We start from the raw sequence: 6,725 nt of genomic DNA, 5'->3' as shown, positions 1-6,725 counted from the left end.
TCTATTTACAAGGCTTTGAAGGGGTTTTCATCAACACGTTTTGTCCTATAACTCTAAAACTGCCGTCTCCTGCACACAAGGGGAGTGCAGGAGACGGCGGTCAGTCCATATATTTACCTAATATTATTATGAAGAAATGCGCAAATAAAAAAAGCTTCTAATCGGACTCGAACCGATGACCCCTTCATTACGAGTGAAGTGCACTACCAACTGTGCTATAGAAGCGTATGAGGTGATTATATGAGAGTGAGCTGTATTTTGCAAGAAAATCATAGAGAAAACCTGTTATAATGGCAGACATGAATAAGGTGAATTATCAGAAAGTATTGGACCAGACGCTTGCCGGGATCCGGGAGGAGGGGAAAGTGCCCAGGCTCCTCCTCCACTCCTGCTGCGCTCCCTGCTCCTCTTATGTCTTGGAGTACCTCTCCCGCTACTTCGAGATCACAGACTATTTCTATAATCCCAATATCTATCCGGCAGAGGAACATGAGACCCGGAGCCGGGAATTGGAGCGCTTCATCGGGCAAATGCCGGCGGAACGGCCGATTTCCTTCATTGAGGGAGACTACGAGGACAGGAAGTTCTATGAGGCGGTCCGGGGCCTGGAGGAGGAGCCGGAGCGGGGAGCCCGCTGTGAGGTCTGCTTTCGCCTCCGCCTGGAGGAGGCCGCCAGGAAGGCCGGGCAACTGGGGATGGATTACTTCACCACGACTCTCTCCATCTCCCCCATGAAGGATGAACAGCTCTTAAATGCCATCGGGGTCGAGATGGGAGAGAAGTACGGGGTCCCTTACCTGTACTCGGATTTTAAGAAGAGGGGAGGCTACCTTCGGTCCACGCAGCTGTCCGGGGAGTACGGGCTCTATCGGCAGGACTACTGCGGCTGTATCTTCTCCAGGAGACAGAGGGAACAGTCCGACAGAGGAGCTTCCCGCCGGCAGGAGAGCAGATCCAATTAAGGCGAAGAAGATCAGATTGCAACAGATCATATCAGATTATATTAGATAGGAGATATCATGGCACAATTATGGGGCGGCCGCTTTACAAAGGAGACAGACCGGCTGGTATACGCATTCAATGCCTCGATCGGATTCGACCGGAAATTCCTGGAAGAAGACCTGGAGGGATCCAGGGCGCATGTGAAGATGCTTGCCAGGCAGGGCGTATTGACGGAGGCAGAGCAGGAGCAGATTCTGGAGGGCCTGGACGGAATCGAGCGGGATGTCGCGTCCGGTGCGCTTCTGATTACAGACCGCTATGAGGATATACACTCCTTTGTCGAGGCCAACCTGATCGACCGGATCGGTGACGCGGGCAAGAAACTCCACACCGGGAGAAGCCGAAATGACCAGGTCGCCCTTGATATGCGCCTCTTTACCCGGCGGAACGTCTGCGAGCTCGATGCAGAGCTATATGAACTCCTGGAGACCCTCCTTGAGATCATGGAGGAGAATACCGGGACCATCATGCCCGGTTTCACCCATCTGCAGAAGGCCCAGCCCATCAGCCTGGCCCACCACATGGGAGCCTATTTCGAGATGTTCAAGAGAGACCGCCTCCGTCTTCTGGATATCTACCGGCGGATGAATTACTGCCCTCTGGGGAGTGGCGCGCTGGCCGGAACCACCTACCCTCTGGACCGGGAGTACACGGCAGAAGAACTGGGCTTCTCCGGGCCTACGGAGAACTCCATGGATGGGGTGTCGGACCGCGACTATCTGATTGAATTCCTGTCCGCGATGTCTACGGTCATGATGCACCTGTCCCGCTTTTCTGAGGAAGTGATCCTCTGGAATTCCAATGAGTACCGCTTTGTCGAGATTGACGACGCCTACTCGACCGGCTCATCCATCATGCCGCAGAAGAAAAATCCGGATATCGCGGAGCTGGTGCGGGGCAAGACCGGCAGGGTCTACGGGGCCCTCGTGCAGATCCTGACCACCATGAAGGGGCTCCCTCTGGCCTATAACAAGGACATGCAGGAGGACAAGGAGATGGCCTTTGATGCAATGGATACGACCAAGGGCTGTGTCCGCCTCTTCGCCGGCATGCTTAGGACCATGCGCTTTCATAAGGAAGTGATGGTCGACTCGGCTAGGCACGGCTTTACCAATGCGACGGATGCGGCTGACTACTTAGTCCGCAAGGGTGTCCCCTTCCGGGATGCCCATGGGATCATCGGCCAAGTGGTTCTATACTGTCTGGACCGGGGAATCGCCATTGATGACATGAAGCCGGAGGAACTCCGCCGCTTCTCTCCGGCCTTCGGAGAGGATCTCTATGAGGCGATTTCCATGCAGACCTGTGTCGCAAACCGACTGACCATCGGAGCCCCCGGGCCCGGAGCCATGGAAAGAGAAATCAATCGCTCCAGGACCTATCTGGAGGAGAATCCGGTTATGACTACCGGAGCCCTCCGGTCCTGATGGCGGAAAAATCGCCAAGAAGTTCTGACGCAGGACCTGTATATTCGTCAAATCGTCGGAAATGGGGATCTGCCTTGCAATTGCGGGCTCCCTCTTCTATGATGGGAGACGTGAAAATACAAGTGTCCGTCTGCTAGAGACAAGGAGCGAATATGAATCAGAAGTTGAGAGTTGGTATCTTAGGCGCGACCGGGATGGTGGGACAGAGGTTTATATCCCTATTGGAAAATCATCCCTGGTTCCAGGTGGTTCTGGTGGCGGCCTCTCCCAGATCTGCCGGCAAGACCTATGAGCAGGCTGTGGAGGGCCGCTGGAAGATGGATACCCCCATCCCGGCGGACGTCGCCGGTCTGATCCTGAAGAATGTCAATGAGGTTGAGGCCGTCTCCGCGGAGGTGGACTTCGTCTTCTCTGCGGTTGACATGTCAAAGGACCAGATCAAGGCCATTGAAGAGGCCTATGCGAAGACAGAGACGCCGGTTGTCTCCAATAACTCCGCCCACCGCTGGACCCCGGATGTTCCCATGGTAGTCCCCGAGATCAATCCGGACCACTTTGCCGTGATCAAGTATCAGAGAGAACGGCTTGGCACAAAGCGCGGTTTCATCGCCGTAAAGCCCAATTGCTCCATCCAGTCTTATGCGCCCGTCCTGTCCGCCTGGAAGGCGTTCGAGCCGACGGAAGCCGTTGTGTCCACCTACCAGGCTATCTCAGGCGCGGGCAAGAACTTCCGGGATTGGCCCGAGATGGAGGGCAATATCATCCCCTTCATCGCGGGGGAGGAGGAGAAGTCGGAGAAGGAGCCCCTGCGCATCTGGGGGCATGTGGATGACCGGAAGAAGTGCATTGTTCCGTCCGAGGACATGAAGATCACGTCGCAGTGCATTCGAGTCCCCGTCCTCTATGGGCATACGGCGACCGTCTTCGTCAACTTCAGGAAGAATCCATCCAAGGAGGACTTGATTCGGGCCATGGAGTCCTTCCGGGGCCTGCCTCAGGACCTGGACCTTCCCTCGGCTCCCGGCCGGTTCATCCGCTACCTGACCGAGGATGACCGCCCCCAGGTCGCCCTGGACGTTAATTTCGAGAGAGGCTTCGGTGTCTCTGTCGGCCGTCTGCGCGAGGACTCCCTCTTCGACTGGAAGTTCGTGGGCCTGTCCCACAACACCGTCCGCGGAGCGGCCGGCGGCGCCGTTTTGTGCGCAGAGCTTCTGGCCGCCCAGGGCTATATCGAGGCCAAGTAATTCCCGTCACTGATTGCAAGAGAAAAGAGGAGCCATATGTACACATGGGATGATATTCACAGGGAAGATCCGCAGCTTGCGGATGCCATTCGGGCTGAGTACGACAGGCAGGCCGACCACATCGAGCTGATCGCCTCTGAGAACTGGGTATCTCCCGCAGTCATGTCGGCTATGGGATCGGTTCTGACCAATAAGTACGCCGAGGGCTATCCGGGTCACCGCTACTATGGCGGCTGCCAGAATGTCGACCGGGTGGAAGAGCTGGCCATCGATCGGGCCCGGGAACTCTTCGGGGCGGAATATGTCAATGTCCAGCCCCACTCCGGCGCCCAGGCCAATATGGCAGTCCAGATGGCAGTCTTAAAGCCCGGAGATACTCTGATGGGAATGGCTTTGGACCAGGGAGGCCACCTGACCCACGGGTCTGCTGTGAACTTCTCCGGTCTCTACTTCAACATTGTGCCTTACGGAGTCAACGAGGATGGACTCATCGACTATGAGGAGGTCCTTCGCATCGCGATGGATTGCAAGCCCAGGATGATCATTGCCGGCGCCTCCGCCTATGCCAGAGCCATCGATTTCAAGAAATTCCGGGAGATTGCGGACCGGGTGGGGGCCATCCTCATGGTAGACATGGCTCATATCGCGGGCCTTGTGGCGGCGGGACTGCACCAGAACCCGGTTCCCTATGCTCATGTCGTGACCACGACGACGCACAAGACCCTGCGGGGGCCCAGGGGCGGCCTTATTCTTTCCTCAGAGGCGTTCGCCGAGGAATATAAGCTCAACCGCTATGTCTTCCCCGGTGTTCAGGGAGGCCCCCTGATGCATGTGATTGCCGCCAAGGCGGTCTGCTTCAAGGAAGCGCTCGACTCCTCTTTCAAGGACTATATCACTCAGGTCGTGAGGAATGCCGGAGCCCTGGCCGATGGTCTTATGAGGCGGGGGATTGACATCGTCTCCGGAGGCACAGACAACCATCTGATGCTCCTGGACCTCACTTCTTATCAGGAGACAGGCAAGAATGTCGAGTCCTGGTTGGATCAGGCCCATATCACCGCCAATAAGAACACCATTCCCAATGATCCCAAGTCTCCCTTCGTCACATCCGGCATTCGGCTGGGGACGCCTGCCGCAACCAGCCGCGGCTTTGTGGAAGAGGATTTTGATCAGGTGGCGGAGGCGATCGCTGCTATTGTCAGGGAAAAGGAGGCAGGGATTCCAAAGGCCAGAGCCATTGTAGACAGGTTGACCGAGAAGTATCCTCTGTCGGCTGCCTTCTAAAGCGGTCCGAGGGCCATCGGATTGCATTTTCAGGGGCTGATTACTATAATTGGAAGAAGTAAGCGCCGCCTCTGATGGCGGATCGGCGGCAAGAAAGAGGAGTCATCCATGATTGATATTAAGCTCATAAGAGAGAATCCGGAACTTGTGAAGGAGAACATCAGGAAGAAGTTCCAGGAGCATAAGCTGGCCCTGGTTGATGAGGTCATCGAGCTGGACGAGAGAGTTCGGGCTCTGAAGGGTGAGGGCGATGCGCTTCGAGCCAAGAAGAACGAGCTCTCCCGGCAGATCGGATCTCTGATGAAGGAGGGCAGGCGCGAGGAGGCCGATGCCGTCAAGGCCCAGGTGACTGCCAATTCTGACCGGCTTAAGGCGATCGAGGAGGAGGAGCGAGAGGTCTCTGACAAGCTGACCAAGGATATGATGGTCATCCCCAATATCATAGACGACTCCGTTCCCATCGGCAGGGATGATTCCTGCAATGTGGAGATTGAGAAATTCGGAGAGCCCCTGGTCCCCGACTATCCCATTCCCTACCACACGGATATCATGGAGGCCTTCGACGGCATTGATATGGACGCGGCCGGCAGAGTCGCCGGCAACGGCTTCTACTATCTGATGGGAGATATCGCCAGACTGCACTCCGCCTGCCTGGCCTATGCCCGCGACTTCATGATCAATAAGGGGTTCACCTATGTCATCCCTCCCTATATGATCCACGGCAATGTCGTGTCCGGCGTCATGTCCTTCGATGAGATGGATTCCATGATGTACAAGATCGAGGGTGAGGACCTCTATCTGATCGGCACTTCCGAGCACTCGATGATCGGCAAGTTCATTGACAGCTTAAATGACGAGGAGAATCTTCCCTACACCTACACCTCTTATTCTCCCTGCTTCCGCAAGGAGAAGGGGGCTCACGGAATTGAGGAGAGGGGGGTCTACCGGATCCACCAGTTTGAGAAGCAGGAGATGATCGTAGTCTGCAGGCCCCAGGAGGCCTGGGACTGGTACGAGAAGCTCTGGTCCAACACGGTCGAGCTCTTCCGGTCGATGGACATCCCGGTCCGCACCCTGGAGTGTTGCTCCGGCGATCTGGCGGATCTCAAGGTCAAGTCCTGCGACGTTGAGGCCTGGTCTCCCCGCCAGAAGAAGTATTTTGAGGTCGGCTCCTGCTCCAACCTGGGCGATGCCCAGGCCAGACGGCTGAAGATCCGGGTCAAGGACAAGGACGGCAACAAGTACTTCGCGACTACCTTGAACAACACCTGTGTGGCACCTCCCCGTATGTTGATTGCCTTCCTGGAGAACAACCTGCAGGCGGACGGCTCTGTCAAGATCCCGGAGGTTCTGAGACCCTATATGGGAGGCGCAAAGGAGCTTCTGCCCAAGCATCCCATGAAGGAGAGCTGATCGGACTGACTCGGATTCCAGAGAGGAGATTTTCATGAAATTAGAATTATTCGGCTTTGAGACCTGCCCCTTCTGCAAGCTTGTCCGCGCGGAGATTGCGGCCCAGGGGAGAGACGATGTGATTGAGTATGATATCTATAAGGATGATGCGGCCTACAATCGGTTGGTCACAGTGGGCGGCAAGGAGCAGTGCCCCTGCCTCTTTGTTGATGACAAGCCCCTCTATGAGAGCTCCGAGATCATCAAGTTCCTAAAGGACCATCCTAAGGCATAAGGCCGGAAGCCGTTTTGTATCTGCGGGGGGGCTGTGAAAAAACAACCTCATCTTAGTTGGGTTAGCACCCAGTGGCATTTA

6 protein-coding genes and 1 tRNA gene are annotated in these 6,725 nt (G+C 56.0%); 6 read left to right on the top strand and 1 reads right to left on the bottom strand.

Features of this window, described 5'->3' with window-relative positions:
- Window positions 1-152: 152 nt before the first annotated feature.
- A tRNA-Thr gene (locus tag ACO5R6_RS07405) sits at window positions 153-225 on the bottom strand.
- Window positions 226-290: 65 nt separating this feature from the next.
- Between ACO5R6_RS07405 and ACO5R6_RS07400 the strand changes: the two genes are divergently transcribed.
- The 6 genes from ACO5R6_RS07400 to ACO5R6_RS07375 all read left to right on the top strand — a co-directional run bounded on the left by ACO5R6_RS07400 (window position 291) and on the right by ACO5R6_RS07375 (window position 6,644).
- The gene (locus ACO5R6_RS07400) at window positions 291-962 is read left to right on the top strand and encodes an epoxyqueuosine reductase QueH (RefSeq protein WP_485626546.1); all 672 of its coding nucleotides are present in this window, start codon (window positions 291-293) and stop codon (window positions 960-962) included.
- A gap of 57 nt (window positions 963-1,019) precedes the next feature.
- Window positions 1,020-2,429, top strand: a complete 1,410-nt coding sequence (gene argH / locus ACO5R6_RS07395) for an argininosuccinate lyase (protein WP_485626545.1) — start codon at window positions 1,020-1,022, stop codon at window positions 2,427-2,429.
- A 152-nt stretch (window positions 2,430-2,581) separates the two neighbouring features.
- Window positions 2,582-3,673 (top strand): aspartate-semialdehyde dehydrogenase, encoded by a 1,092-nt coding sequence (gene asd / locus ACO5R6_RS07390; RefSeq protein WP_485626544.1) that lies wholly within the window; start codon window positions 2,582-2,584, stop codon window positions 3,671-3,673.
- Window positions 3,674-3,709: 36 nt separating this feature from the next.
- Entirely contained in the window at window positions 3,710-4,957 is a 1,248-nt protein-coding gene (glyA, locus tag ACO5R6_RS07385) for a serine hydroxymethyltransferase (protein WP_485626543.1), read from the top strand.
- Window positions 4,958-5,065: 108 nt separating this feature from the next.
- The gene (serS, locus tag ACO5R6_RS07380) at window positions 5,066-6,370 is read left to right on the top strand and encodes a serine--tRNA ligase (protein WP_485626542.1); all 1,305 of its coding nucleotides are present in this window, start codon (window positions 5,066-5,068) and stop codon (window positions 6,368-6,370) included.
- A 34-nt stretch (window positions 6,371-6,404) separates the two neighbouring features.
- Window positions 6,405-6,644 (top strand): glutaredoxin family protein, encoded by a 240-nt coding sequence (locus ACO5R6_RS07375; RefSeq protein WP_485626541.1) that lies wholly within the window; start codon window positions 6,405-6,407, stop codon window positions 6,642-6,644.
- The last annotated feature ends 81 nt before the right edge of the window (window positions 6,645-6,725 follow it).

Source organism: Shuttleworthella sp., assembly GCF_057251025.1.
This window is presented reverse-complemented; position numbering and strand designations above follow the sequence as displayed.

What these genes read in the sequence shown, in the direction of transcription:
- glyA (WP_485626543.1), top strand. Translation starts at nt 3,710, where the DNA reads ATGTACACATGGGATGATATTCACAGGGAAGATCCGCAGCTTGCGGAT.
- argH (WP_485626545.1), top strand. Translation starts at nt 1,020, where the DNA reads ATGGCACAATTATGGGGCGGCCGCTTTACAAAGGAGACAGACCGGCTG.
- ACO5R6_RS07400 (WP_485626546.1), top strand. Translation starts at nt 291, where the DNA reads ATGGCAGACATGAATAAGGTGAATTATCAGAAAGTATTGGACCAGACG.
- ACO5R6_RS07375 (WP_485626541.1), top strand. Translation starts at nt 6,405, where the DNA reads ATGAAATTAGAATTATTCGGCTTTGAGACCTGCCCCTTCTGCAAGCTT.
- serS (WP_485626542.1), top strand. Translation starts at nt 5,066, where the DNA reads ATGATTGATATTAAGCTCATAAGAGAGAATCCGGAACTTGTGAAGGAG.
- asd (WP_485626544.1), top strand. Translation starts at nt 2,582, where the DNA reads ATGAATCAGAAGTTGAGAGTTGGTATCTTAGGCGCGACCGGGATGGTG.